Origin of the sequence: Bradyrhizobium sp. STM 3809, from assembly GCF_000239795.1 — a bacterium.
Taxonomy (GTDB): domain Bacteria; phylum Pseudomonadota; class Alphaproteobacteria; order Rhizobiales; family Xanthobacteraceae; genus Bradyrhizobium.
Genome location: NZ_CAFJ01000348.1, coordinates 1 through 846 on the forward strand (window position 1 = coordinate 1; position 846 = coordinate 846).

At 68.8% G+C, this 846-nt stretch carries 1 protein-coding gene; it reads left to right on the top strand.

Annotated elements, in window-relative coordinates; all coding sequences use genetic code 11:
- A partial coding sequence (locus BRAS3809_RS18685) for an amidase family protein (RefSeq protein ID WP_035656812.1) occupies window positions 1-754 on the top strand: 754 nt, incomplete at its 5' end.
- Window positions 755-846: the final 92 nt, after the last annotated feature.

Below are 846 nucleotides of genomic sequence, written 5' to 3' on the forward strand. Positions count from 1 at the left end.
GCGTGTGCCTCTCGAGGGCGGGGTGCCACTGTCGTCGACGCTCGACAGCTTCGGCCCGCTCGCCAATACGGTGGCGTGCTGCGCGGTGCTGGATTCCGTGCTCGCCGACGAGCCGATCCGGCCGCTGGCGATGCGCTCCGTGAAGGGCCTGCGGCTCGCGGTGCCCACGACGATCGTGCTCGACGAGCTCGATGCCGAGGTCGCCGCGACATTCGAGCGCGCGCTGGAGACCCTGGCGAAGCAGGGCGCGCTGATCGAGCGCATCGAATTCCCGGAGTTTCTCGACGTCGGCATCATCGGCATGAAGGGCGGCTTCGCCGCGGCCGAGAGCTACGCCTGGCACCGCTTCCTGCTGACGAGCAAGGGCGACGTCTACGATCCCCGCGTCTCCGTCCGCATCCTGCGCGGCGAGGCGATCACCGTTCCCGACTACATCGAGATGCTCAACGCCCGCCGCTCCCTGGTGAAGCGCGCCGCCGCTCGCATCGCGCCCTATGATGCGCTGGTCATGCCGACCACCGCGAACGCGCCGCCTGCCATCGCCGATCTCGCCGATGACGAGGCGTTCGCCCGCGAGAACATCCGCGCCTTGCGCAACTGCACCTTCATCAACATGATCGACGGCTGCGCCATCTCGCTGCCGGCCCATCGCCACGGCGAGGTCCCGGTCGGCCTGATGCTGGCGCAGTCCGGCGGCCAGGACCGCAAGCTGCTGGAGATCGCAGCGGGCGTCGAGGGCGTGATCCGGGGGTGAGCCACAGGCCTGTCGCATATGGAGCTGCGCAACTGTCGCGGCGAAGTGATGCTGCCCTTGAGTTATTGCGTTATGCCCGGGCTTGTCCCGGG